At 62.5% G+C, this 18,528-nt stretch carries 39 protein-coding genes and 1 tRNA gene; 2 read left to right on the plus strand and 38 right to left on the minus strand.

All coding sequences use genetic code 11. From position 1 onward, the window contains the following. Positions 1 to 10: 10 nt before the first annotated feature. Genes ACFPN9_RS08695 through ACFPN9_RS08710 form a run of 4 tightly spaced genes read right to left on the minus strand, consistent with a single transcriptional unit; the run spans position 11 to position 1,112 of the window. Positions 11 to 241 carry a hypothetical protein gene (locus ACFPN9_RS08695; RefSeq protein WP_068204660.1) on the minus strand — a complete coding sequence of 77 codons (231 nt, stop codon included), beginning with the start codon at positions 239 to 241 and terminating at the stop codon, positions 11 to 13. A gap of 51 nt (positions 242 to 292) precedes the next feature. Further along, entirely contained in the window at positions 293 to 604 is a 312-nt protein-coding gene (locus tag ACFPN9_RS08700; protein WP_068204662.1) for a hypothetical protein, read from the minus strand. Between the two features lie 42 nt (positions 605 to 646). Continuing rightward, the gene (locus ACFPN9_RS08705) at positions 647 to 817 is read right to left on the minus strand and encodes a hypothetical protein (protein ID WP_156451654.1); all 171 of its coding nucleotides are present in this window, start codon (positions 815 to 817) and stop codon (positions 647 to 649) included. A gap of 1 nt (position 818) precedes the next feature. Continuing rightward, positions 819 to 1,112 (minus strand): type 2 periplasmic-binding domain-containing protein, encoded by a 294-nt coding sequence (locus ACFPN9_RS08710; protein WP_377816426.1) that lies wholly within the window; start codon positions 1,110 to 1,112, stop codon positions 819 to 821. Between the two features lie 276 nt (positions 1,113 to 1,388). Between ACFPN9_RS08710 and ACFPN9_RS08715 the strand changes: the two genes are divergently transcribed. Beyond that, positions 1,389 to 2,198, plus strand: a complete 810-nt coding sequence (locus ACFPN9_RS08715; protein WP_377816428.1) for a DUF4339 domain-containing protein — start codon at positions 1,389 to 1,391, stop codon at positions 2,196 to 2,198. A gap of 80 nt (positions 2,199 to 2,278) precedes the next feature. On the opposite strand, the gene ACFPN9_RS08720 is transcribed toward ACFPN9_RS08715, so the two are convergent. The 27 genes from ACFPN9_RS08720 to ACFPN9_RS08850 form a co-directional block, all read right to left on the minus strand. Continuing rightward, on the minus strand, positions 2,279 to 2,563 hold the full coding sequence (locus tag ACFPN9_RS08720) for a hypothetical protein (RefSeq protein WP_068204671.1): 285 nt from the start codon (positions 2,561 to 2,563) through the stop codon (positions 2,279 to 2,281). A 47-nt stretch (positions 2,564 to 2,610) separates the two neighbouring features. Next, complete coding sequence (locus ACFPN9_RS08725) at positions 2,611 to 2,793, minus strand: hypothetical protein (RefSeq protein ID WP_068204673.1); 183 nt, start codon at positions 2,791 to 2,793, stop codon at positions 2,611 to 2,613. A 245-nt stretch (positions 2,794 to 3,038) separates the two neighbouring features. Further along, positions 3,039 to 3,359, minus strand: coding sequence for a hypothetical protein (locus ACFPN9_RS08730; protein WP_068078174.1), 321 nt, complete (start codon positions 3,357 to 3,359; stop codon positions 3,039 to 3,041). A gap of 13 nt (positions 3,360 to 3,372) precedes the next feature. Further along, positions 3,373 to 3,552 (minus strand): hypothetical protein, encoded by a 180-nt coding sequence (locus ACFPN9_RS08735; RefSeq protein ID WP_377816432.1) that lies wholly within the window; start codon positions 3,550 to 3,552, stop codon positions 3,373 to 3,375. An 89-nt stretch (positions 3,553 to 3,641) separates the two neighbouring features. Further along, on the minus strand, positions 3,642 to 4,064 hold the full coding sequence (locus tag ACFPN9_RS08740) for a hypothetical protein (RefSeq protein ID WP_377816435.1): 423 nt from the start codon (positions 4,062 to 4,064) through the stop codon (positions 3,642 to 3,644). 218 nt (positions 4,065 to 4,282) lie between these two features. Next, positions 4,283 to 4,849: a hypothetical protein gene (locus ACFPN9_RS08745; RefSeq protein WP_377816437.1), complete on the minus strand. Its 567-nt coding sequence runs from the start codon at positions 4,847 to 4,849 to the stop codon at positions 4,283 to 4,285. 76 nt (positions 4,850 to 4,925) lie between these two features. Then, complete coding sequence (locus ACFPN9_RS08750; protein ID WP_068204689.1) at positions 4,926 to 5,129, minus strand: hypothetical protein; 204 nt, start codon at positions 5,127 to 5,129, stop codon at positions 4,926 to 4,928. Then, positions 5,126 to 5,605, minus strand: a complete 480-nt coding sequence (locus ACFPN9_RS08755; RefSeq protein WP_377816440.1) for an NUDIX hydrolase — start codon at positions 5,603 to 5,605, stop codon at positions 5,126 to 5,128. Before ACFPN9_RS08755 ends, ACFPN9_RS08750 begins: the two co-directional genes overlap by 4 nt. Positions 5,606 to 5,610: 5 nt before the next feature. After that, positions 5,611 to 6,246 (minus strand): hypothetical protein, encoded by a 636-nt coding sequence (locus tag ACFPN9_RS08760; RefSeq protein WP_068204695.1) that lies wholly within the window; start codon positions 6,244 to 6,246, stop codon positions 5,611 to 5,613. Between the two features lie 71 nt (positions 6,247 to 6,317). Next, positions 6,318 to 7,397 carry an IS630 family transposase gene (locus tag ACFPN9_RS08765; protein ID WP_377816443.1) on the minus strand — a complete coding sequence of 360 codons (1,080 nt, stop codon included), beginning with the start codon at positions 7,395 to 7,397 and terminating at the stop codon, positions 6,318 to 6,320. 80 nt (positions 7,398 to 7,477) lie between these two features. Continuing rightward, the gene (locus ACFPN9_RS08770) at positions 7,478 to 7,690 is read right to left on the minus strand and encodes a hypothetical protein (RefSeq protein ID WP_377816445.1); all 213 of its coding nucleotides are present in this window, start codon (positions 7,688 to 7,690) and stop codon (positions 7,478 to 7,480) included. After that, the gene (locus ACFPN9_RS08775) at positions 7,687 to 8,181 is read right to left on the minus strand and encodes a hypothetical protein (protein WP_377816447.1); all 495 of its coding nucleotides are present in this window, start codon (positions 8,179 to 8,181) and stop codon (positions 7,687 to 7,689) included. The genes ACFPN9_RS08770 and ACFPN9_RS08775 overlap by 4 nt, the downstream gene beginning before the upstream one ends. Continuing rightward, complete coding sequence (locus tag ACFPN9_RS08780; RefSeq protein WP_377816449.1) at positions 8,181 to 8,990, minus strand: hypothetical protein; 810 nt, start codon at positions 8,988 to 8,990, stop codon at positions 8,181 to 8,183. The genes ACFPN9_RS08775 and ACFPN9_RS08780 overlap by 1 nt, the downstream gene beginning before the upstream one ends. A 4-nt stretch (positions 8,991 to 8,994) precedes the next feature. Then, on the minus strand, positions 8,995 to 9,315 hold the full coding sequence (locus ACFPN9_RS08785) for a hypothetical protein (RefSeq protein ID WP_377816451.1): 321 nt from the start codon (positions 9,313 to 9,315) through the stop codon (positions 8,995 to 8,997). A gap of 3 nt (positions 9,316 to 9,318) precedes the next feature. Next, a complete protein-coding gene (locus ACFPN9_RS08790; protein WP_377816453.1) occupies positions 9,319 to 9,681 on the minus strand; it encodes a hypothetical protein in 363 nt (120 codons plus the stop codon). Then, the gene (locus ACFPN9_RS08795; protein WP_377816455.1) at positions 9,638 to 10,084 is read right to left on the minus strand and encodes a hypothetical protein; all 447 of its coding nucleotides are present in this window, start codon (positions 10,082 to 10,084) and stop codon (positions 9,638 to 9,640) included. Before ACFPN9_RS08795 ends, ACFPN9_RS08790 begins: the two co-directional genes overlap by 44 nt. A 28-nt stretch (positions 10,085 to 10,112) precedes the next feature. Further along, positions 10,113 to 10,202, minus strand: a tRNA-Ser gene (locus ACFPN9_RS08800). Between the two features lie 7 nt (positions 10,203 to 10,209). Continuing rightward, the gene (locus tag ACFPN9_RS08805) at positions 10,210 to 10,377 is read right to left on the minus strand and encodes a hypothetical protein (protein ID WP_156451657.1); all 168 of its coding nucleotides are present in this window, start codon (positions 10,375 to 10,377) and stop codon (positions 10,210 to 10,212) included. 180 nt (positions 10,378 to 10,557) lie between these two features. Further along, positions 10,558 to 10,962, minus strand: coding sequence for a DUF2442 domain-containing protein (locus ACFPN9_RS08810; protein WP_377816458.1), 405 nt, complete (start codon positions 10,960 to 10,962; stop codon positions 10,558 to 10,560). 66 nt (positions 10,963 to 11,028) lie between these two features. After that, complete coding sequence (locus tag ACFPN9_RS08815; RefSeq protein WP_377816460.1) at positions 11,029 to 11,343, minus strand: hypothetical protein; 315 nt, start codon at positions 11,341 to 11,343, stop codon at positions 11,029 to 11,031. Positions 11,344 to 11,377: 34 nt separating this feature from the next. Further along, positions 11,378 to 11,662, minus strand: coding sequence for an integration host factor subunit beta (locus ACFPN9_RS08820; RefSeq protein ID WP_377816462.1), 285 nt, complete (start codon positions 11,660 to 11,662; stop codon positions 11,378 to 11,380). 1 nt (position 11,663) lies between these two features. Next, entirely contained in the window at positions 11,664 to 12,284 is a 621-nt protein-coding gene (locus tag ACFPN9_RS08825; protein ID WP_377816464.1) for a hypothetical protein, read from the minus strand. Continuing rightward, on the minus strand, positions 12,284 to 12,631 hold the full coding sequence (locus tag ACFPN9_RS08830) for a hypothetical protein (protein WP_068204737.1): 348 nt from the start codon (positions 12,629 to 12,631) through the stop codon (positions 12,284 to 12,286). Before ACFPN9_RS08830 ends, ACFPN9_RS08825 begins: the two co-directional genes overlap by 1 nt. A 121-nt stretch (positions 12,632 to 12,752) precedes the next feature. Further along, a complete protein-coding gene (locus tag ACFPN9_RS08835; protein WP_377816466.1) occupies positions 12,753 to 13,112 on the minus strand; it encodes a hypothetical protein in 360 nt (119 codons plus the stop codon). A gap of 186 nt (positions 13,113 to 13,298) precedes the next feature. After that, entirely contained in the window at positions 13,299 to 13,646 is a 348-nt protein-coding gene (locus ACFPN9_RS08840) for a hypothetical protein (protein WP_377816468.1), read from the minus strand. Between the two features lie 292 nt (positions 13,647 to 13,938). Then, entirely contained in the window at positions 13,939 to 14,433 is a 495-nt protein-coding gene (locus ACFPN9_RS08845) for a DUF6283 family protein (RefSeq protein ID WP_068204748.1), read from the minus strand. Then, positions 14,430 to 14,786, minus strand: a complete 357-nt coding sequence (locus ACFPN9_RS08850; RefSeq protein ID WP_377816471.1) for a hypothetical protein — start codon at positions 14,784 to 14,786, stop codon at positions 14,430 to 14,432. Before ACFPN9_RS08850 ends, ACFPN9_RS08845 begins: the two co-directional genes overlap by 4 nt. An 89-nt stretch (positions 14,787 to 14,875) precedes the next feature. On the opposite strand from ACFPN9_RS08850, the gene ACFPN9_RS08855 reads away from it, so the two are divergent. After that, entirely contained in the window at positions 14,876 to 15,505 is a 630-nt protein-coding gene (locus tag ACFPN9_RS08855) for a hypothetical protein (protein WP_377816473.1), read from the plus strand. A gap of 59 nt (positions 15,506 to 15,564) precedes the next feature. Here ACFPN9_RS08855 and ACFPN9_RS08860 read toward each other — a convergent pair whose 3' ends face one another. The 7 genes from ACFPN9_RS08860 to ACFPN9_RS08890 all read right to left on the minus strand — a co-directional run bounded on the left by ACFPN9_RS08860 (position 15,565) and on the right by ACFPN9_RS08890 (position 18,442). Continuing rightward, on the minus strand, positions 15,565 to 15,981 hold the full coding sequence (locus ACFPN9_RS08860; protein ID WP_377816475.1) for a hypothetical protein: 417 nt from the start codon (positions 15,979 to 15,981) through the stop codon (positions 15,565 to 15,567). A gap of 119 nt (positions 15,982 to 16,100) precedes the next feature. Continuing rightward, positions 16,101 to 16,391, minus strand: coding sequence for a hypothetical protein (locus tag ACFPN9_RS08865; RefSeq protein ID WP_377816477.1), 291 nt, complete (start codon positions 16,389 to 16,391; stop codon positions 16,101 to 16,103). 65 nt (positions 16,392 to 16,456) lie between these two features. Beyond that, on the minus strand, positions 16,457 to 16,873 hold the full coding sequence (locus tag ACFPN9_RS08870) for a hypothetical protein (RefSeq protein ID WP_377816479.1): 417 nt from the start codon (positions 16,871 to 16,873) through the stop codon (positions 16,457 to 16,459). Between the two features lie 30 nt (positions 16,874 to 16,903). Further along, positions 16,904 to 17,662: a hypothetical protein gene (locus ACFPN9_RS08875; protein WP_377816481.1), complete on the minus strand. Its 759-nt coding sequence runs from the start codon at positions 17,660 to 17,662 to the stop codon at positions 16,904 to 16,906. Between the two features lie 53 nt (positions 17,663 to 17,715). After that, the gene (locus ACFPN9_RS08880) at positions 17,716 to 17,883 is read right to left on the minus strand and encodes a hypothetical protein (RefSeq protein WP_377816483.1); all 168 of its coding nucleotides are present in this window, start codon (positions 17,881 to 17,883) and stop codon (positions 17,716 to 17,718) included. Positions 17,884 to 17,906: 23 nt separating this feature from the next. Further along, a complete protein-coding gene (locus tag ACFPN9_RS08885) occupies positions 17,907 to 18,086 on the minus strand; it encodes a hypothetical protein (RefSeq protein WP_377816485.1) in 180 nt (59 codons plus the stop codon). A gap of 11 nt (positions 18,087 to 18,097) precedes the next feature. Beyond that, positions 18,098 to 18,442 carry a hypothetical protein gene (locus ACFPN9_RS08890; RefSeq protein ID WP_377816487.1) on the minus strand — a complete coding sequence of 115 codons (345 nt, stop codon included), beginning with the start codon at positions 18,440 to 18,442 and terminating at the stop codon, positions 18,098 to 18,100. Positions 18,443 to 18,528: the final 86 nt, after the last annotated feature.

Below are 18,528 nucleotides of genomic sequence, written 5' to 3' on the forward strand. Positions count from 1 at the left end.
GAGACGGCGATCAGTTCCCGTGCGGGATCTGGATGCCGCGATGCAGGCATTCGCGCATCACCAGGCCGGCGATGAGCAGCTTGTCGACGATGCTCTGGCTCAGGCCCATCTTGGTCATGAGCTCGACGATGGGCTCATCATCTCCCTCGAAGCGCTGGTCCAGCGGTCGGGCGACGCGGTCTACGGCCGTGACGACGCGTCGAAGCTCGTCATCCGACATGTTCGCGATGATGGGGTGCATGGTGTCTCCAGTCGGCGTCGAGTTCGGGGAGGATTATCGGGCGCCTGGCGTTTACGCCACGGCTTTCATGTAAGGGGACCGCATCGTGAGATTGCGGAAGCCCGAGGCGACGAGGCGCCCGAAGCGGTAGCGGATGTTGGCGCGCACCATGTCGCCGGGCAGAGCCAGGACGACATCCTGTTCGGGCGAGTGCTCTTCGCCGACGGCCTCCGGCTCGAAGGTGAGCATGACCGCGTCCTCGAGGCCCTCGAACTTGATGAGCCGGCTCTTGCCATCGGCGGCAACGCCAATGCGTTCGATGTTCAGGTAGAGAACGTTGTCGGCCTGGCCCGGCTTGATGCGGCTTGCGATGTCCTTGGTCATGTCGTCGTCCTCGGGATTTCGAATGCGAATGGGTTCGCGAAATCAGCCTGCGATCATCACGGTGAGGCCCGCAGCGGCGGCCAGAAGCCCGACCCGGGCAAATCCCAGGACAGTACGGTTGACCGGGCCACACTCCGTCGAGAGGTCGGCGGCGATCGCGCCGAGCGATGCGGAAGCGCCGATGGTGGCAATGACGATGGGAAGCGCGCTCATGTCAGTGCTCGATCGCATTGCCGATGACGCGCGCGCGGGAATTGCCGGCGCGGGCATCCCAGTAGGTCGGGACATCACTGTCGCGACGTGGCACGACGTCGAACCGCTTGTCGGTCAGCGCGAGATCCCCGTGAGCCATCGCGGCGTCGATGGTGGGGAAGGTGGCAGCATCGATCTGGTGCCGCGCCCAGTACGCACCGACGCGCTTCTCCGGCTTCAGCAGGTAGATGTGATACGGCGTCGGGTTGTTGCCGGGGGTGGCGTCGGTCGTGCTCATCGAGCGGATGACGTACATCGGCCGTTCCTTCCTGGGGTTTCGAAGCGAAAGCTGTCGATCTTCCCGAGGAATTCGGATCGCAATGGCCCGCGGCTGTTCGCGCGGTGCCTTTCCTTTGTCACGGCTGGGCGACACGTCGCCCCTTCCCTGCAATCGGCAAAAAACACGCCCGCGGCGATTTCGGCGCTACGCATGAAGGGGTGGCGCCTAGCGCGCTGATCTAGAGAAAGAGCCCCTTTCACTACTCAAGGTTGCTGCTATAGCTGGCCTTGAGGACGCGTAAACGGGGCCGACATGGAAGCGAACTGGTTCTACGAGAAGGAGCGCCAAAGGCTCGGTCCGGTCAGCGAGGAGGCTCTTCGGGACCTTGTCCGCAACGGTACCTTGAATGGCGATAACTTGGTCTGGACCGAGAGTTTCGGGACCGATTGGAAATCAATCCGCTATACGGATTTAATCGAGAAACCGTCTGGTCCGCCGCCTCTTCCGGCCAGCCATGTCGACAACACGTTCGCGTGGCTCATGGCCCTGGTTCCTCTGATCGGGGTCGTGATCGAACTCCTCATTTCGCAGCGAACGGTCATTCCGGTTTGGGCGATCATCGCAGGATATGCGATCACCTATCTGATCCTTGTTCAGATCGACGTTCGTCGGATCAAGTCGTCGGGGAACGCGGTCGACACCACACCCTTCGAGAATTGGTGGCTGCTGGTTCCCGTCTATTTGTACAAGCGAGCAACTGCTCTCAAGCACGCCAGAACCTATTTTTGGGCGTGGTGGGGCGCGCTGGTGCTGGGCATGGTGATCGGCGGCGACGCGAAGTCGCTGTTCGATAAAGACACCTACTGGGGCACCGGGCTGCCCGCTTGCGACAGCAATTACATGAAGACCCAGACGCAACAGATCTTCCGCGAAATCCCTCTGATGAAAGCGCGGGGGATCGTCGCTTTGGAGGTGAAGAATGCCAAGCAGGTCAGCGGAAACACCAAGCAGAAGAAGTGCACAGCGACATTCGTGACCAGCGTCGGGACCGACCTTCAGGGCACGTACACGATGACGATGCAGGAGAACGATCAGTTCTACACGAGCCTCGAATTCGATTGAGCGCCTGGCGTTTGCCGGGTTTGTGCGCTTCTTCATGAAAAAAGCCGGTCCAGGGACCGGCTTTTTGGCTGAGCCTGAGCTTACAGCTCGACGATGAGCTGCTTGCCCCATTTCTTGGCCGCGTCACGCGCGAGCGCGGTAACCGCCTCGGAATGGGAAGCGAAATTCCAGAACTCGAAGAGGTGCCATCCGCCGGCGAGCTCGTTCGATCCGCCCTGGTGAAACATGTCGGACCGCGGGGGCGCGTTTGCGCGCATCCAGTTCGCGAATTCGACAGAAGCCGCGGGATCTTCGGGGAAGAACCATTCGAGGCAGACCCCCTTCAGGTGCGGACGGTAGAGCTTGAGATAGGGCTGGATTGCCATCGCTGATCCTACGGGCTGGCGCTTTCAGGGATGTCGATTCATCAGGCTCAGACGATGCCGACGGCTCCCGCCATGAACAGCAAGCCGGCGCCGGCCGCGAAGGTGGTGATTTGCCCAGCAAACAGCGTCAGCGCGACGGAATTGAAGCGCGCCAGCACCAATCCTGCAGCTTTGAACCCGATGTAGAGTGCGGCCGAAATGATCGCGAGAATGGCGACGGTCGTGAACATGTTCGTTTTCCTCATTCGGGGTTTTGAGCCAAGCGGGCTCACGAAACCGGAACGGATTCGGCCAGATCATCGGGGTGATGGGCGCGGCGGTCCTCGAGCCGTTCAGCGCCCGAGGCATCTTCGCCGACGCGCTCACGTAGCTGCGGCCCGCGCGGTTTAGCGCGAGCCTTCCAGCAGCCTTACGGCTGTCGGCATAGAGGACGGGCTTCATGCCGCTTTCTGCGAGGCTCCTGGAGGCGAACATCTCAGGCGTCCTTGGTCGGAATTCGATTGAAGTGCTTTTCGGCATCGATGAAGTCGATGTAGCCGGAGCCGTGGCGAGCGCCGTCCATTTCCCAGTAGACGCCGAAGCGGCCGTTGTCCCAGCGGAGCATGGAGCCTGCGATCGCCCAGCCGGCTGTGCGCGCGACGAGCCTCACGGGGGTTCTGCCCCAGCCGAGCTTCTCGTCGATAACCGTTTCGATCGGCCGGGGATCGTCGTCGCCGATCTGGCTGTATTCCGCGAGGAGCACTTTGCCGGGCGGGATTTCACGATCGAGGGCGTGAACGTCGGGGAGATTGAGCATGAGCGTTTCCTGTTCAGGCAAATTGCGAGTTCGCGGCCGGCGCCGAAGGCGGCATAGGTCCGCTCGGAATGGCCTCATCGGCTCTCAGACCGAGAAGCGCGCGCAGCTGCTGGTTCTCGGACCATGCGTCGAGGAGCTTGTCGTAAGCGCTCTGCAGGGCCTCGAGGGTGCTGTCCTGTTCAGTGCCAGGCATGGATTGTCCTCATCGCGAGTTTCGAGCGATCCTCAAAAAGAAAGCCCGCCTTTCGGGCGGGCCTCCTTTCTGCCGACGAGCGGCCGCGATCACGCGGCGGCGGTCTCGACGACGGTCTCGACGACGGTCTCGCCGACCGGAGCGGTCTTCGGCTGACGCGGGGCCAGCTGGCCGGACTCGCGCATCATCTTGAACCACTGACCCCGCGTGACGTAGGGGGTGTCGTAGACCTTCTTCTCGACGACCGGAGCGTTCGGGTCCTTGGCGGCCTTGGCGCGGTTGGCGAAGTGGCGGCGCTTGGCGAAGGCGGCGCGCGCGGCGGCCTTGTCCGTGCCGGTGGTCTTGGAGGTCTTCTTCGACGTTGCCGGCTTCTCGGAAGCGGCCTTCGGCTCACGCGGCTTCAGCAGGCCCTGCTCGCGCAGCATCGCGAAATACTGGCCACGGGGAAGATAGGGGCGATCGTAGGTCTTGGTCTGGGTGGCGACGACGGCGGTGTCGGTGGCGGTGGTCATGGTGACATCCTTCAATGGATCAAGCGATCGTTGCGATCGCCTCATGGGGGCGAGGCCGGAGCTCCTTTGAGCCTGTCGTCCTCGTTGGGGTTTCGAACCCGTGCGGGTTCATGAATTGGTCCGGAGACCATCTTGCCGCGGTGCGGCCTTGCTCGTTGGGAATGAAAAAGGGCGACCAACATTGTTGGCCGCCCTCGTCCGTTTCCTGGGATTGGCTTTCAGGCCGCGAGCCTGCTGATTTCCGCTTCGATCTGTTTCACCCTGCGGCGCAGCTTGATGAGCCTGCGCTGCTTCTGGTCCCAGTCGGCCCAGTTCTCGATCTCAGCGGTGAACTCTCCGCTGCAGCCGATCACCCGTTCGACGCTGCGAAGGCTGTCGACGGCGGCCGAGAGGCCGTTGGGACGTGTGTTGCAGTTCGACAAGGCCGCTCGCGCGTAGGCCTGGATGAAGGCGAGTTCCCGGCGCTCCTTCGGGCTCGCATCGAGAAGCCGGCGGGCGCTGATCAGCTGAACGATTTGCTTGAACTGACGGCGCCAGGGAGTGGCGAAGCCACCGGTGCCGATCCGGCGGCGCTCGATGTCAGCCTGGGTGACGCCGGCTTTGCTGAGCACCAGCGCGAGCGCGTCGTCGATCTGAAGGATCATGCGCTCGCCGTGCATCGAGGCCACTTCGGCCTCCTGCAGGTTTTTGACGCGCAGACCGTTCGGATCGCGCATCTCGAGGAGCCGGTCGACGGCGAGCTTGAAGCCGAGCGTCGCGCGCTCGAGTGTGCTGGGCACGATCATGATGCGTCCTTCTCGGGATTTCAGGTTCGCCGGTTGGCGCCTTTAGTCCGGAAGGAAGGTTCCATGCTTGTCGGGGCTACCGTCCCGCTGCTGCGGCCGCCTTGCGTGCCTGCGCTTCGAGGATCTGTCGCGCCAGCGGCTCGGCGTCGACGACTTCCTGCGCCCAGCGAAGCCACTCGCGAGGATCGATGTCCTTCGGCCTCTGGACGAATGGGCCGCGGATGGCTGCGATCTCAGATGGGGTGATGTGGCGTTCCGGGTCGAAGGGGATGACGGTCATCGAAGATCCCGCGCGTTCGTGATGGCTGAAATAGAGGGCTCGTCGGCGAAGAGAGCGGCGAGACCGAAATGCAGGGGTGAAGGCCATAGGCCGATGTCGAACCATTCGGCGCCCTGCGACTCCCAATTGAGGGATGGGATGAATTCGTCGTCGATGACGATCAGGAAATTCTCGTAGGAGAACGCATCCTTCCTGAAGACGAAGAGCGGGATCGTTTCGAGGATCGCGCCCTCGTAACCAGCTTCCTCTTGGAGCTCCCGCTGCACGGCGGCGACCGCATCTTCTTCGCGGTCGATGGCGCCGCCCCAGCATCCCCAGGTGGACGGTTGTTCGACCTGCAGCGAACGATGGGCAAGGAGCACGCGCCCGGAGGATCGGGCCATGACGATCGCGCCGGCCCCGCGCCTCCCCCAGAAGCCGGTGCGCGCGAGCGCCTCCGAGTGTTCGAGGTCCTGGTCGGTGTTTGACGACGTCAACTGGCCTAGCCTTTCTTGAGTGCTGCAAGCATCGCGTTTTCGAAGCCAGCCTGTGCATCAGCAGCTTCGGCGATCGCACTGTCGCGGGCGGCCTCTCCATAAAGCGCGACGTAGCTCTCCTCAGCGCTTGGGGAGCCGGCCCAGTCCATTCCGTCCGCGACGATCATCTTGTGAACGAAATCCGGCATGGCCAGTCGAGAGACCTGGGCAAGTTCTGCGATCACCTGCCCGTTGACGGCGACGAGGTGGATGGAGTGTTTCCGGTCGATCTCGACCTGCACCACCAGCCTGGTTCCCTCGTCCAGAATGGGTGTGCGGGCCAGGATCGTTGCTTCAACGGAAATGCTGCCTCGAAGCTCGCTTGTGGCGCGCTCAGGAGTGATCGTGAATCTCACGACGGCGCCGGTGTCGAAAAACGGTGTTGAGCCGAAATTGCCGCCGAGATCTTCAGCGAGGATGGCGTAGTTCAGCTGCCGGAGAATTGAGGTCGCATCACCGTCGAAGCTGGAATCGTTGATCGTCATCCTCAGCTTGCCTGCCTTGGCCCGCGCCACCTTGATCGAGGTATTGCGCATCGGAATGTCGATCTGGAACGCGATGGATGAGTCCACCAGGGTGAAGAAAATATGCGAGGGAAGCATGGAACGAGCCTTTTGAGATTGCCGAGATTTCACGGCGCTAGGGAATTAAGTAATAGCCCGAGATGGCGTGTCTAGTGGATTGAATCCAACGCCTGGTGCCCTCGTGCAGCGGCGGCAATGATTTCGTTGGGGTCGGCTTTCCAGCGGAACGGCTTTGGATCGACGTTGTGCTCGGCGAGGTATCGGTTGATGGCGGCCTGGAGGTCGACGACGCCGAGGAAGGCGCCCCTGCGGAGCCTGCGTTTGGTCAGGGCGGCGAAGAAGCCTTCGACTGCGTTGAGCCAGGAGGCGCTGGTCGGGGTGAAGTGGAAGGTGACGCGCGGGTGGCGGGCAAGCCAGGCGATCACTTTCGGGTGCTTGTGGGCCGCATAGTTGTCGAGGATCACGTGCATGGCTTTCGTGGCCGGGACGGTTTTCTCCACCGCGTTGAGGAAGCGGATGAACTCCTGATGGCGATGGCGCTGCATGCACCGGCCGACCACCTTGCCGTCGAGCACGTCAAGGGCGGCAAACAGCGTCGTCGTGCCGTGGCGCTTGTAGTCATGTGTCATGGTGCCAGCGCGGCCGCGCTTCATGGGGAGACCGGGCTGCGTGCGGTCGAGCGCCTGAATCTGGCTCTTCTCGTCGATGGAGAGAACCACCGCATGAGCGGGCGGATCGACATAGAGCCCGACAATGTCGCGGACCTTGGCCACGAAAGCCGGGTCGTTCGAGAGCTTGAAGGTCCGGATGCGATGCGGCTGCAGCCCATGCGAGCGCCAGACGCGCTGGACATAAGAAAGGCTGACGCCGGCCGCCTTCGCCATGGCCCGCCCGGTCCACTGGGTCGTCTCGCCCGGCGGTTCAGCGAGCGTCAGGGCGACGATGCGCTCCCCTACCTCCGGCCCAAACGGCGCGATGCGCGAGGGACGGGTCTTGTCACGAAAGAGCCCGTCCAAGCCGTCGCTGGCAAAGCGCTCCTGCCAGCGCCAGACGGCGGTCTTGCTCTTGCCGGTCACACGCATGATGGCGTTCGTGCCCAGCCCGTTGGCAGTCCCCAGCAAGATGGCGGCGCGCCAGACGTGCTTCTGAGGGCTGTTGCGATCCGCGACCACAGCTTCAAGCCGGGCGCGGTCCGCGGTGGTCACGGTGATGATGATCCCTGGACGCATCGCCCAGACTCGCACACCGACCGGCCCAGCGGAATCCCTATCGGGACTCTTCCGTCAACCTCAATCCACTAGCTGTTGGGCTATTCGGCGCCGGCACCAGCAAGCGGTGAGATCAGCTTCTCAACGCGCTTGGATGTGACAATGGCGTCGGTGTCATTTCCGAGTGCGACCAGGGCGTCTGCGACTGCCGTGAAGCGAGCCGACTTCTCACTGTCGAGCGTCGGGATGACGTGTTCGTAGAGATACCGGCCGACGTCGTCGACGTCGGCGACCGGCACGAGCTCGGTGATCATGATGGATGGCTTTCAGTTGCGATGGCCGGCTTCATCGAAACCGAGACCTTCCTGGTGGCAAAACCGCCGGCCTCCGGTTCGATCCAGACTTTCGCGGTATCGAGGCCGGGGCGTTTCCGTTTCTTCAGGCGACCCTCGACAAACGCCTTCTGGTACTCGCGCGCTGTTGCACCGCTCCCGGCGCCATAGGCGTTGCGAACCTGCTCGAAGAGCTCAAAGCAGAGGAAGAACGCTGCCCGGGAGACACCGGCGTCGAGGAGACTCCGGAGCGCTGTCGCGATCATGTGCCTGACCGGCATGCTTTCCCAGCCGCCGCCGTGGCGGACGTAAATGGTCGCATCGACCAAGCCGAGATAGCCCGGCTTGCCGAAGTCCACATGGAAGGTGTGGCTCTCGTAGGTGACGCCGTTTTCGACGAAGCCCTTCAGCTCGATGGCGGTGGCTGGCGCCTTGAAGGTGTAGGTGTCGTGGCGAATGAGGGGATAGGTCATCAGGCTGCTTTCGCGATGCTGAGGAGAGCAGGATCCTTTTTGAGATGCCCGCGTCTTGCGGGACGAACCCAAATGGGACCTCCGGGGAACGACAGGTCGACGCGCTCGCCATGGGCCGCAAGACTGGCTCCGAGGCGTTCATCGACGAGCCAATGCTCGAGGGGAATTTCTGCGGCCTCGATATTGTTGAGCTCGCAGCACACGCGCGCCGCCTCATTGGCGGACTTGAAGGCTCGGGCGAAACGTCCGTGCCCGGAGTATCCGAACGTTCCGTCGTCGGTGTCGTCGGGACCGATCGACCAGCCGGCTTCCTCCGCCGCACTTCGGTAGTCGTAGACCGGCTCCACGAGTGCCCTCGCCTTCTGGATGATCAGCGGCACGCCCTGCGGGTCACTGTCGTTGAGCGTGTCGTTGGCGATGCTCGTGAGGAAGTCGGTTCGATATCCGAGCCGATGGTGCATGAGCAGGTTCTCAACCGCCATGACATCTCTGCCCAGCTTAGCGAGGAGCTTGCGACCATCCGAGATCACCGCGGCGCTCGTCGCGCCGGGGGTGAGCATGTCGACGAGGAGGTCGAACATTTCCTGCGCGTGCAGTCGGATGCGATCCACCTCGCGGTCGAGGTAGACCAGGTCGCCGGTCTGGGGGCAGCGACCAATCGGGGACGGGTCGCCGGCCGAGAGTTCGCAGGTGCCGATAGGCTCAACCTGAGCGACGGTGAGGTCGCTGACCCCGGAGCCTGTGACGGGGGTCGTGCTGTCGAAGCCATCGACGGCGATGTGGACCTTGTAGCGGTCAAGGTGCTCCATGGGCTCAGCCTTCCTCATCCATTGCGTTGACGAGCTCGACGGTCACCGTGCGATGGAGGTCGAGCGTGAAGCGTTCGATCATGCGCAGCCCGAGGCGGCGCGCGTGGAGACAGGCGTCGTCGAGAGAGCCTGCCTCCATGACGAAGACACGCTGGGTGGTGCCCAGGTCCTCTCCGTCATCATCGCCGATCGGTTCGCGGGCGATGCAGTAGGCGAACTTCAGTCCGCGCTCGTCCTTGCCGTGTTGCGTGTAGAGCCTGATCTGGGAGATCGGCTTCGCCTCGCGACAGGGTGAAGGGCTGGATGGCTGGGGGAGATCGACCATCGGTCAGCGCTCCCACACCGTTTCGCCGGCGCGATCGAGGACGGAATAAACCTCGACGCTCTGAGCGTCGTCACCGGGCCCCCAGGTCGCCGTGTCAGACTTCTGCTTGGCCAGGATCAACGCCTGGGCAACGGCCTGTTCCTCGTCGAGCGCGTCGCCATCGGGAATCGTGACCACGACTTCGGCGATCTGCTCGACGTACTGCTGCAGCAGCACCGTGTACGTGCGCGGATGTGCAGAAACCTGGGGCTGCACCGGCACGCCGTTCATGATCAGGCTGAAGATCGTGTTGTAGTCGTCCCCATCGGGCGACTTCGGACCTTCATCGCCGACGCCGTCGTTGAGTCGGTCGTCGTGGACCCGCACGGCAGCACGGATCCTCTCGGAAAGCCTCTGAGACGTGGCGCAGGATTTTGTCGCGGATGTCGCGACCGCCGCCGAACGGATCGATGATGTCCGAGTTGGCCGGGTCGATCGCGATCGCATTGCAGGTGAGGTCCCGGCGGGACAGATCATCGAACAGCGTGACGCCGGCGTATTCCGTCGAGAAGCCGTTGTATCCTGCGCCGGTTTTCCGCTCCTTGCGGGCGAGCGCATATTCTTCGCCCGACTGCGGGTGGATAAATACCGGAAAATCGGCTCCCACCTGAGTGAAGCCGAGTTCGAGCATTTGCGCGGGCGTGGTGTCGGTTACGACATAATCGCGGTCGCTGGGGTCGCGACCCATCAGGAGGTCACGCACGGCTCCGCCGACGAGATATGTGGGCATCGGGGCCCTCCTGGTGCGTTCTGGGAATTGGCGGTGAGAGTGGGATTCGAACCCACGGTGGACTCGCGCCCACGGCGGTTTTCAAGACCGCAGCCTTCAGCCACTCGGCCATCTCACCTTTGAGTTCAACCGCGGTCGAACTCGGGAAAATCGGACTTAAAATCTGGCCTCTTCGGCCAGGTGAGGAGGCAGTCCATGCACTGGCATTCGCTCGAGTTGATCGAGACGATCGCGATGTGACTGCAGGCCTCCTCGTAGCCGGCCTCTTCGCATTCGAACTCGTTGATCGGCATGACGGCTCTCCTGAAGCGAGGGCGCTTCACCCTGCCCGCTTATGGGGATTTTCCTGCGAATGTGTTCATTCGAACCGTCGCAGTTTTCACGCCGCTTCAGCTTCGGAAATTTTCTGATGTTGCTGCGGAGAGGCTGCAGTCAGGCAAGCCCGGCGCCATCGCCTCAGGAGGCGTGGCCGCTCAAGAGGTGGGCCGACGTGGGCGGCCGCCCTTGCTGCCGTTGGCGCGCGCTGCAGACGCCTTGGCGGGCGATGTGGCCTGGCCTGCGCGGCGCGCGAGATGAGCAGTCGTCCCAAACCGCGCCGCCATGAGATCGGGCAGCGATACCGTGACCCGCAGCGTCGGCCAGGTAAGGCGAAAGCCGAACTGTTCGATCTGGACGGCCGCCAGCTGTTCAGCGCTCGCCTGCTCCAATCCTGGTGCAAGTCGGGGCGGGAAGGCGAACATGCATCCGTTCGCAAGATCGACCGAGATTCGGCCGCTGGCGGCGTCGTATGAAGCGGCAACGGCGCGAGGCTCGCGAGCCATATCCTGACGCATCCGCTCGATCGCGGTGTCGATGAGTGCGTCAGATTGATCGGTCACGGGATACTCCCTCGGCAGCCGCAGCGACAGGCTGCACGGCGACCTAAACCCATCGTGTTGGGTTATTCAAGCGGCGGCGCGCATTTCGTGGTGGGCGTCGTTTGCCGGAGCTGGTTGCGACCGCTTCTTCCGGATCAGCGCCGGGAAGCGCTTGCGGATTTTCCTGCGCGTGGCCTGGTCGGTGACATGGAACGTGAAGCTCGCGGCGCCCAGCGGAAAGCCGACGCTCTTGGCGTAGCCGGTTCGGAGGTGGTGATAGGCGTTGGGCGTGAGAATGAAGCCGTTTTGGGCCATTCTGGTGCCGACATAGATCTCGCACCAGGCGATGAACGCGAGGAGATCGGCGAAGGAAGCGCCGCGCTTCGTAGAGATTTCGACCACCTGCTCTGCTCCACGTCGACGCGGGGAAAGCGCGTCAGGGTTTCTGGTTCAGCCGCGCGCGCAGGTCCTTTCCCGTTTTGAAGTAGGGAACGACCTTGTCTTCGACCTGCACGGTTCCGCCGGTGCGAGGATTACGTCCGATGCGGGCCTGTCTGGCTCTGGTGCTGAAAGCGCCAAAGCCGCGGAGTTCGACCCGATCTCCGCGAGCGAGAGCCTCGATGATTTCATCGAGGATCGCGCCCACGAGGATTTCGATGTCCCGTTGATAGAGGTGAGGGTTGCGCTCGGCGATCCGCTGCACGAGTTCCGACTTGATCATCCTACGCCCTCTTGCGGATGACCCAGCCATCCAGACGACGTTTGAATATCACGCCGCGAGGGGCAGACAACCGGATCGGATCGAGCCTGTCGGACCACCACGCCCCGTCGAGCTCGAGCACGAGATCAGCATAGGCGATTGCGACCATGTCCATCACCATGATGGGTTCGCATGGGCCGAAACTCAGCGCCTGCAAGGCTTCGGTCGCTAGAAGCCCATCGATGACGGTGACCTCTCCGTCGACCTCCTCGGCCTCCGCTTCGGCTTCGGCACGGTTGGTTGCCGTGAACCTGAGGTCGTCCTCGAGTTCGTCATCGTAGTAGCTGACCTCGAAGATCGGCGATGAGGTCGCCAGCCCCTCGCCGAGCGCCCACTCTCGGATGATCGCCTTGTGCGCATCCGAGAGCTTATAAACGTCGAGGAATGTCGCGCCGGATGTCGATCTCACGACCCAGTCGTCGCCGTGCACGAGGCCGCGGGCGATCTGGCGCCATGCTTCTGGGTGCTGCGAGATCGATAGACCGGCGCCCTCTTGGCTTCCCCTCCGCTTATCGGAGGGGTTGAGGGTGCCGACGTGGTAGGCGCGCTTGATCGTGCGCAGCGGCCACTGGATTGCGGTCATCAGGCCGCCAGGCGGAACGCGAACTCCGGCTCGTCATCGGTCGCGTGGTCGGGGTAGGTCGCGAGGTTGTCGCAGACCTCGATGCCGAGATCGCGGACGTCATTCAGCAGAGCCGAGAGGCCCTCGCGCTCGTCGTCGCAGCTGGCTTTCTCGTTGATCGCGATCTTGGCCCAGCCGGCCTTCAGCGTCGCGGCGACGGCGATGCTGCCGTTGCGCAGATCTTCGATGATGCGGGCGAGCTCGCGAGCGAGATTGAGGCGCAGCCGCATGGCGAAGACGCTTTCGCATTCGTCGGCCTGGTCGAGCGCGGTGACGCGGATGTTCGAGAGCGCAGCGATGGCGGTCATCGGCTTGTCCTTCCTTGGGGTTTTGATCCCGATCGGGTTCAAGTCCGAGGTCGAAGAGCGGGCACGAAAAAAGGCGGCCGCTGGTGAGCGTACCGCCTTCCTGTAGACGCCGCTGGCGTGCTTACCGGCCGATCACGTCCTTCATGAGAGCGTAGGTCAACGGGGCAGCCTTGCCCTTTGACCAGCTCCAGCCGACCTCGTTCTCCATGGACCGCTCGATCTCATTCCAGCGGGCGCTGAGAGCCTTCCAGGTCTTGGAACGGCGGGCCATCTCCGGGAGGCGGGCCCGCCAAGCCGGCACGGCGCGCAGCAGCCGCAAGCAGCGGCTCAAGTCGTCCGGATCCGATGGGTGTGCCCAGCCGCGGCGGGGCTTTACCCCTGTCATATGGGCAAAGATCGCCATGGAAGAGGCGCCTACATGGTCGCCGGCAATCCAGCGCAATGCAGCAAGGGGAACCGAGCGTTCGATGGATTTCGCCATGGGAATTTATCTCGAAATTGTGCAGCGACCGCCGGCATCGAGCGGTACTGCTGGTGGATTATTTATGCGTGTCGCAATGCTGAATTTGGGCTCGGCGCATCCGCCGAGCGGCCTCGAAATAACGCGTATTATGTCGCGATTTTATCAGGTCGGCAGCGCAGATACCATGCACTGCCAGCTTGCCTGTCAGCCGATTGGAGACTTCCGCCCGACGACTTCGAGGTCGACGATTTTGCCGTCGATGACCGAGAAGGCTCCACCGCGGAGGATGGCGGCTTCGACATCGCCAACCAGGGCGGGGTTCTCTGCGAGGGCCCGGCCGGTACCGTTCAAGGTGTAGTGGTCTGCACCGCCACCATCGTCTAGCGATACGGCGACGACGCGGACAAGCCGGTTGACGGTCTGCCGAGAGAGGCGCTCGTCGCCCATCCAGCAATCGATCCCGTCGCAGACGATCTCAGCGTGGTCCCAGTTCTCGGCACGTTCGGCTTCCAGTAGCGACTGAAGGACCTCGATTGCGCGCTTACTCAGCATGGCTCATCCGGATGCAATGGTTAGCGTCCGGCGGCCGACAGCCTGACGCGGACGTATTGGCACGTCTGGCGGCGGTACCAGCGGTCTTTGATCGATGTCGCGTCCCAGCTTCGTCCTTGCGGAAATCGGCGAGCGTAACGCGACGCGAGGTTGCGGGCCGCGCGCTCGAAGGAGCATCGGTTCTGAATCATGAGGCTGTCCTTACCGGGGTTTCATCCCGCCAACTGATCTGCATGATCTCGCTGAAGTGCCGGGGATGACGACTGTGCGCCCGTATCCGGGGCAGACCATCTCAGTCTCGATGATCGCGGTAGTGCGTGAAGGGAACCTCATCGTCCCCGCGGCAACGCGCGATCGCGGGATCATCGGCGGGCACGCCGTTAGCGATCGCCATCGACCGATAGCCTTCATAGAGTTCGACGCCCCCGTCGGTGACGTCTTCCGGATCCAGCCGGCCTTCCATTATCGCCATGCGAATTGCGAGGTTGTTCTCTGCGCCGCGCAGCAGGAAGCCTGCACAAGTCGCTGGCTCGCCGGCGCCACTCATGTGGCATGAGAATCGATGCGTGGAGAGGTCGTGCGCAGTGACGGCGGAGTGGCGATAGGCATCAGCGGGAAAGGCACCGACGGGAGCATCCTTCCGCCAGGGGCACTCTTCGCAGGGCTTCCTGCGAATGACATCCCGATTTCTGTTTTGCGTCTCGAGGGTGATGACCTGGTGCTCGTCATCGACCGGCTGCACGCGGAGGACTGCCGGTCGGCGACGCTCGCTGGTTTCGGCCGTCATTCCGCAATTCCCCCTTTCAACACCCGGTACCGTTTCACCTCGATCACCTCAGGGTCTTCGCCGTATTCGGGCCTGTCTGCCGTGTCGAGTTCGGAAAGCGCGTGGTTGGTGAGATCGATGATCGAACGGCGCGCCGGGTTCATGTCTTCTGGGTAGCAGTCCACCCGATGCGGCTCCGACCCGCCGGCTCGAAGGCGGAACTTGCCGCCAAAGCCCAGACTGCCCTGAAAGCGGTATTCCGTGGGAGGGCTCGCTTTCGACAGATGCAAGATGAAGGTGCTCCGATCACCCGACTTTGCACCGGCCTCCCGGATGAGGATGTCGAATATTTCGGCGGCCTTCTCGGGCGTCATGGGATCTCTCAACTCGGATAATGAGGGTAGCGCGCGCTTTTCAGCGCGCCTAGGGGATGGATCGCGACTGGGAAGGGAGATGATGAAGAATGGAAGGATGGTACGCCGGTAACGTCGAGGACGGCGACCTCACGCGTCCAACGGTGAGCGAGGTGCACGAGGCGCTGCGCACGCATCGGGTGCTTCTGTCGCATTTTATAAGCGACACGCCGATGGATAGCGGGTGGGGGCCTTCTCCGCTTTATCCGGACAGCTTGCTTAGGGTTCTAAACCGACAATGCCCTGGTGGTATCTGTTGCTCTACATTTTGCGCTGCAGACGAACCACGTGGAGGCGTCAACGTGGCTGGATCTGTCGGCGTGCTTTTGCGACCAGCCTCTGACCGTTCTGTCCTAGCCGCCGCGCCGCATGATATCGGCTCCGTCTACAAGGACGGGGTCAGATGGTTCCGAAGACCGCCAAAAGCCGTGAGCAAGGATGATCTTTCGAATTCGATCGAACAGCGCGCTGCGGACCAGTGGAACGAGTGGATCGTCGACGACTACGTGCCGATCGGTCTAATCATCCTTGAGCGTAATGGCTTCTCGGTAGGGACGGAAAAATGCCAAGGATTGGCCGAAGACTTCGGCTATCCCGTCTATCAGATTCATGACGGGCGCTTGGTTCGGCTCCATGGTGACAGATGGATCCCGGCCGACCAAGCGGATCTGTACCCGTAAGGGCTTTCCGCCGATCGCTGCGAAAAAGGCCCGCCACCTTTCGATGACGGGCCCTCTGGTCACGCTGCCTTGCGGGCGAGGCCGTAGTGGCGACGGATGGCGGCGAGCTCCTTCGGGCTGCGCTGACGCGTCGCCTCGGCCTCGACCGTCTTCTCGACGGGCTTCGCGGCGGAGCGCTTGCTCGAGACGCGGGGAGCCAGCTTGCCCTCCTCGCGGAGCTTCTTCAGGAACTGACCGCGCGGGATATAGGGCGTGGCATAGACCTTCTTGGGGGCCGGCTCGACGGCGTTCACCAGGCTCGGCCCGGTCAGCATGAGCGGCGAGACGATCGCGGCGTCGATCTCGGAGATGACGGTGTAGTCGACGTCGATGATGTCGGCACCGACGAGGTCCGAAGCGGAGAAGGAGACGAGGCCGGTGGCGGCGTCGATCAGGTCAGCGGTCAGGGCGAGTTCGGAAGCGATCTGAAGCGTCATTGTCGTCTCTCTTTTCGTGGGATTTCGAAGCTGAAGGCGTTCGCTCCCCCTGCTCCTTGGATCAGCATGAAAAAAGCCTGTCGGAGACGACAGGCTTCTTGTTTCCAGCGGTAGGTCGATCAGGCCGCTTGCTGCGAGGGGCGGTCCGCCACCTCGGCGACCTGAGGATCGAGGGAGAAGGTCGGACGCGCCGCGCCGGCGGCGTAGGCCTGCTCCAGCTCCTGCAGGAACCGGTCGCCGTATTGAAAGCACCCCAGGGAGTGGATGTAACGCGCGTAGCGCTGGCGATGGATCTCGGCGGAGAACTCATGATCGGCCGCCGTGCTGACATCGAGAAACTCGCTGACGAGCTTGTGGCGCGAGGAACGGATCGTGTCGGCGAAGCAGGGGAAGCGATCGGTGATCCGCATTGTCTCGTCCTTCTCGGGGTTTTGAATCCGTCAGGGTTCAACCGGTCCGATTTCGAGAGACTGGATTATGCAGCCTTGGCCATGGCCTCAGGGTGCTGCTTCTTCACGGATTTCCGCAGCGCCTTAATCAGGAACTGGTGGAGCACGTCGAGCTCTTCCTCGTAGCAGCAGGATCGGTCGTCGGGCTTGATGTCGAGGCGGCTTTGCACCGTCCGGTGCGTCTTTTGCCGTTGGCGAGCGATCTCGTGAGAGAACTCGCCCTTCGAGTCATAAAGCCGCCCGTCGACCTCAACGACAGCGTGATACCATGACGCTTGGTTGCCCGGCAGGACGATGAACGACGCGGTTTTTATGCTCGGTTTGAGCCCGCATTCGCAGAGCACGTCGAAGAGAGCAGCCGCGAATGGACCGCAAGTGTCGACCTGCGCGGCCTTCCGCTCACCGCCGATTTTGGCATGGAGAATGATGGCTTCGATATCCAATTTTCGTCTCGAAATTGGGCTGCGTGCGGTTCAATCGACGAAGCAAATCAGGAGGGAATCTCCCCCGTGTTCGCCTTTGTCGAACGAACTGCCCAGCAGGGTTGAGCGGTTGTTGAGGTTTGCGCAGAGCGCCGCTGCCGTAGGATCGTCAATCGGGTCGCTTTTCCCGGAGATGACCTCCCAGTCATAGGCCTGATATCGCGTGGTGCGCGTGAGCGCGCTGTTGCTCGATCGCAGTTTCGGTCCGACCCAGCACTCGAGCATGGTCCCAGCTGCGCGACAGTCCCGCAGGTTGTCATCGTCGCCTTGATACTCGATCAGCAGCCGCTGGATGAGCGGAGTGGCAAGACCATCGGTTCGAGCGCGCACTTCTGGGATGTTCGAACTGCCTTTGACCTCGGCTTTCACCGAGGCGTCCGTGAAGAGGCAGATGAGGACCTCGAACGCGTTATTGTCCAAGGTTCCCTGGACGATCGCTTCCTGGACACGGCCACGATTGAGGAAGGCGCCCCCTACATCTTTGCAGGCGTTCTCAGCCTCTCCGCGCATGTAATTGGAGGACATCGAGGCCCACTCTCGGGCGATGATGATCCCGTTTGTTCGGGTGATAGGCCCGCTGGAACACAGCAGCGATTTGCTATCCAGCGTAAGGCGACACTCGGTCGCAAATGTCGTGAAGCCCCAAAGCTGGGCCAACAGCTGCATGTTTTCGCGAGTGCTCGCGGCAGAGCTGGGTTGCGAGGCGAGCGATGAAGCGATCAGAAAAATCGCGGCTGCAAGCTTCCACACGGTACGGCTCCTGACGGCGGCCGCCGCTTGAACAAGCAGGCGCGCATTCGATATTAGCGCGATCTCACCGGCGTCATACCCATGTCGAGGTAGAAGTAGCCGACAAACTTCGAGGGCTCGTTCGGCGTGTCCCTCGAGACGCGATACTCAGCCCGCCGGCGTGGCTTGAAACCGAGGAGCCGAAGGTACCACGGGGTCGCCTCGATAAATCCGAGAATCATGGTCGTCTCCTGCGTCGCGGCGCCTACAGCACTCGAAAGGGGGTATCGGCGTATGGCCCGTCGATCGGATGCATCAACGAAGCGTAGTCGTCATGGAGGTCGTCGTCACCTCGATCGCTGACGATGATCCAGTCTTGGTGTGACGTGCCGGTCGTTTCGACCTTTGGAGCACTGTTGGTCGCAGGCGCGTTGCCGTCAGCCATCTGGCATTCCTTCAGTGAAGCGTGATTGGGTTGGCGTAGAGCTCGTTCATCCACGAGGACATGGTCTCGTGGTCGACCAGGTCACGCCAGGCGTATGTCAGCGCGGGTGGCTCAGTGGGCCCGACCAGGAACTCATCGCGCAAGATGTCGAAGTTCCGCTTCATGAAAGCGACGAACGGCTCGACCCGATAGATCGGCGCGGAGCCGATGAAGTCGCCGTCGTGGCTGAAGAACTCGTAGCGCTTCTTTTGGGGCTGGAGGAAGCCAACCCCGGCGATGGTGAGCTTATAGAGCGCCATGTGTTCCGGGCTCTGGGCGATGCTCTCGATCTTGAGCTTCATGCGCTGGGTCAGCACGCGACCTCCGGTCATTCACGGGGATTTCGGGTCCATCGGACTTTGCCGAGATGATGCCTGCGATCCAGAGCAGCGCTTGAGGAGGT

Source organism: Allobosea massiliensis, assembly GCF_042655245.1.
Lineage (GTDB): Bacteria > Pseudomonadota > Alphaproteobacteria > Rhizobiales > Beijerinckiaceae > Allobosea > Allobosea massiliensis.

What these genes read in the sequence shown, in the direction of transcription:
- ACFPN9_RS08695 (WP_068204660.1), bottom strand. Translation starts at nt 241, where the DNA reads ATGCACCCCATCATCGCGAACATGTCGGATGACGAGCTTCGACGCGTC.
- ACFPN9_RS08700 (WP_068204662.1), bottom strand. Translation starts at nt 604, where the DNA reads ATGACCAAGGACATCGCAAGCCGCATCAAGCCGGGCCAGGCCGACAAC.
- ACFPN9_RS08705 (WP_156451654.1), bottom strand. Translation starts at nt 817, where the DNA reads ATGAGCGCGCTTCCCATCGTCATTGCCACCATCGGCGCTTCCGCATCG.
- ACFPN9_RS08710 (WP_377816426.1), bottom strand. Translation starts at nt 1,112, where the DNA reads ATGTACGTCATCCGCTCGATGAGCACGACCGACGCCACCCCCGGCAAC.
- ACFPN9_RS08715 (WP_377816428.1), top strand. Translation starts at nt 1,389, where the DNA reads ATGGAAGCGAACTGGTTCTACGAGAAGGAGCGCCAAAGGCTCGGTCCG.
- ACFPN9_RS08720 (WP_068204671.1), bottom strand. Translation starts at nt 2,563, where the DNA reads ATGGCAATCCAGCCCTATCTCAAGCTCTACCGTCCGCACCTGAAGGGG.
- ACFPN9_RS08725 (WP_068204673.1), bottom strand. Translation starts at nt 2,793, where the DNA reads ATGTTCACGACCGTCGCCATTCTCGCGATCATTTCGGCCGCACTCTAC.
- ACFPN9_RS08730 (WP_068078174.1), bottom strand. Translation starts at nt 3,359, where the DNA reads ATGCTCAATCTCCCCGACGTTCACGCCCTCGATCGTGAAATCCCGCCC.
- ACFPN9_RS08735 (WP_377816432.1), bottom strand. Translation starts at nt 3,552, where the DNA reads ATGCCTGGCACTGAACAGGACAGCACCCTCGAGGCCCTGCAGAGCGCT.
- ACFPN9_RS08740 (WP_377816435.1), bottom strand. Translation starts at nt 4,064, where the DNA reads ATGACCACCGCCACCGACACCGCCGTCGTCGCCACCCAGACCAAGACC.
- ACFPN9_RS08745 (WP_377816437.1), bottom strand. Translation starts at nt 4,849, where the DNA reads ATGATCGTGCCCAGCACACTCGAGCGCGCGACGCTCGGCTTCAAGCTC.
- ACFPN9_RS08750 (WP_068204689.1), bottom strand. Translation starts at nt 5,129, where the DNA reads ATGACCGTCATCCCCTTCGACCCGGAACGCCACATCACCCCATCTGAG.
- ACFPN9_RS08760 (WP_068204695.1), bottom strand. Translation starts at nt 6,246, where the DNA reads ATGCTTCCCTCGCATATTTTCTTCACCCTGGTGGACTCATCCATCGCG.
- ACFPN9_RS08765 (WP_377816443.1), bottom strand. Translation starts at nt 7,397, where the DNA reads ATGCGTCCAGGGATCATCATCACCGTGACCACCGCGGACCGCGCCCGG.
- ACFPN9_RS08770 (WP_377816445.1), bottom strand. Translation starts at nt 7,690, where the DNA reads ATGATCACCGAGCTCGTGCCGGTCGCCGACGTCGACGACGTCGGCCGG.
- ACFPN9_RS08775 (WP_377816447.1), bottom strand. Translation starts at nt 8,181, where the DNA reads ATGACCTATCCCCTCATTCGCCACGACACCTACACCTTCAAGGCGCCA.
- ACFPN9_RS08780 (WP_377816449.1), bottom strand. Translation starts at nt 8,990, where the DNA reads ATGGAGCACCTTGACCGCTACAAGGTCCACATCGCCGTCGATGGCTTC.
- ACFPN9_RS08785 (WP_377816451.1), bottom strand. Translation starts at nt 9,315, where the DNA reads ATGGTCGATCTCCCCCAGCCATCCAGCCCTTCACCCTGTCGCGAGGCG.
- ACFPN9_RS08795 (WP_377816455.1), bottom strand. Translation starts at nt 10,084, where the DNA reads ATGCCCACATATCTCGTCGGCGGAGCCGTGCGTGACCTCCTGATGGGT.
- ACFPN9_RS08805 (WP_156451657.1), bottom strand. Translation starts at nt 10,377, where the DNA reads ATGCCGATCAACGAGTTCGAATGCGAAGAGGCCGGCTACGAGGAGGCC.
- ACFPN9_RS08820 (WP_377816462.1), bottom strand. Translation starts at nt 11,662, where the DNA reads ATGATCAAGTCGGAACTCGTGCAGCGGATCGCCGAGCGCAACCCTCAC.
- ACFPN9_RS08825 (WP_377816464.1), bottom strand. Translation starts at nt 12,284, where the DNA reads ATGACCGCAATCCAGTGGCCGCTGCGCACGATCAAGCGCGCCTACCAC.
- ACFPN9_RS08830 (WP_068204737.1), bottom strand. Translation starts at nt 12,631, where the DNA reads ATGACCGCCATCGCTGCGCTCTCGAACATCCGCGTCACCGCGCTCGAC.
- ACFPN9_RS08835 (WP_377816466.1), bottom strand. Translation starts at nt 13,112, where the DNA reads ATGGCGAAATCCATCGAACGCTCGGTTCCCCTTGCTGCATTGCGCTGG.
- ACFPN9_RS08840 (WP_377816468.1), bottom strand. Translation starts at nt 13,646, where the DNA reads ATGCTGAGTAAGCGCGCAATCGAGGTCCTTCAGTCGCTACTGGAAGCC.
- ACFPN9_RS08845 (WP_068204748.1), bottom strand. Translation starts at nt 14,433, where the DNA reads ATGACGGCCGAAACCAGCGAGCGTCGCCGACCGGCAGTCCTCCGCGTG.
- ACFPN9_RS08850 (WP_377816471.1), bottom strand. Translation starts at nt 14,786, where the DNA reads ATGACGCCCGAGAAGGCCGCCGAAATATTCGACATCCTCATCCGGGAG.
- ACFPN9_RS08855 (WP_377816473.1), top strand. Translation starts at nt 14,876, where the DNA reads ATGGAAGGATGGTACGCCGGTAACGTCGAGGACGGCGACCTCACGCGT.
- ACFPN9_RS08860 (WP_377816475.1), bottom strand. Translation starts at nt 15,981, where the DNA reads ATGACGCTTCAGATCGCTTCCGAACTCGCCCTGACCGCTGACCTGATC.
- ACFPN9_RS08865 (WP_377816477.1), bottom strand. Translation starts at nt 16,391, where the DNA reads ATGCGGATCACCGATCGCTTCCCCTGCTTCGCCGACACGATCCGTTCC.
- ACFPN9_RS08880 (WP_377816483.1), bottom strand. Translation starts at nt 17,883, where the DNA reads ATGATTCTCGGATTTATCGAGGCGACCCCGTGGTACCTTCGGCTCCTC.
- ACFPN9_RS08885 (WP_377816485.1), bottom strand. Translation starts at nt 18,086, where the DNA reads ATGGCTGACGGCAACGCGCCTGCGACCAACAGTGCTCCAAAGGTCGAA.